The organism is Nocardioides sp. CPCC 206348 (genome assembly GCF_048654705.1).
In the GTDB taxonomy this organism is placed as follows: domain Bacteria; phylum Actinomycetota; class Actinomycetes; order Propionibacteriales; family Nocardioidaceae; genus Nocardioides.
The window spans coordinates 16,294-17,538 of record NZ_JBMCZA010000220.1; the positions used below are offsets into that span (position 1 = coordinate 16,294).

Below are 1,245 nucleotides of genomic sequence, written 5' to 3' on the forward strand. Positions count from 1 at the left end.
TCGTCGTCGCGAGCCGTGTCCGGCGTGAAGTTGCCGAGCACCGGGACGCCGGCGGCCTCCATCAGCTTCTTGGACTCGATCTTCGAGCCCATCCGCTCGATCGAGTCGGGCGCCGGCCCGATCCAGACCAGACCGGCCTCGGCGACGGCGCGCGCGAAGTCGGCGTTCTCCGACAGGAAGCCGTAGCCGGGGTGGATCGCGTCGCAGCCGGCAGCACGGGCCGCATTGAGGATCAGGTCGGCGCGGAGGTAGGTCTCGGCCGGGGTGTTGCCGGGCAGCCGGATCGCGCTGTCCGCGTCCAGCACGAACGGCATCCCCGCGTCGGCGTCCGAGTGGACGGCGACGGTCTCGATGCCGAGGTCGCGACAGGTGCGGAACACCCGGCGCGCGATCTCGCCGCGGTTGGCGACGAGCAGACGATTGATGGTGGTCATCGAAGGTTCCCCGTCACATTCTGAAGACGCCGAAGTTCATGGCGCCCTCAATCGGCTGGTTGTCGATCACGGACAGGCAGATGCCCAGGACGGTGCGGGTGTCCCGCGGGTCGATGACGCCGTCGTCGTAGACCATTCCGGACAGGAAGTACGGCAGCGACTGCTCCTCGATCATCCCCTCGACCATCTCCTTGACGGCGACGAAGCCGTCGGCGTCGAAGACCTGTCCCTTCTTCTCGGCCGATTCGCGGGCGACGATCTCGAGCACGCCGGCGAGCTGTGCCGGACCCATCACCGCCGACTTCGCGGACGGCCAGGTGAAGAGGAACCGCGGGTCGTAGGCGCGGCCGTTCATGCCGTAGTTCCCGGCGCCGTACGACGCCCCCATGATCACGGTCAGGTGCGGCACCGTGGAGTTGGAGACAGCGTTGATCATCATCGCGCCGTGCTTGATGATCCCGCCCTGCTCGTACTCCTTGCCGACCATGTAGCCGGTGGTGTTGTGCAGGAACAGGAGCGGGGTGTCCTTCTGGTTCGCCAGCTGGATGAACTGGGTGGCCTTCTGGGCCTCCTCGCTCATCAGGACGCCGCGGGCGTTGGCGATGATGCCGATCTCGTGGCCGTGCAACCGGGCCCAGCCGACGCACAGCGACGAACCGTAGAGCGGCTTGAACTCGTCGAACGCGATCTCGTTGGTGGCGTCCGTCCCGTCGACGATCCGCAGGATCGCCTCGCGCGGGTCGAACGGTTCCTTGAGGTCGGTCGGGATCAGGTCGAGCAGGTCCTCGGGGTCGAGGTCGGGCTCGGCGTA

At 67.3% G+C, this 1,245-nt stretch carries 2 protein-coding genes; both read right to left on the minus strand.

Annotated elements, in window-relative coordinates; all coding sequences use genetic code 11:
• Nucleotides 1-434, minus strand: a 434-nt coding sequence (locus ACOADB_RS24645; protein ID WP_378605073.1) for a biotin carboxylase N-terminal domain-containing protein, incomplete at its 3' end; no start/stop codon positions are given.
• A 13-nt stretch (nucleotides 435-447) separates the two neighbouring features.
• On the minus strand, nucleotides 448-1,245 hold a 798-nt coding region (locus ACOADB_RS24650), incomplete at its 5' end, for a carboxyl transferase domain-containing protein (protein ID WP_378605076.1).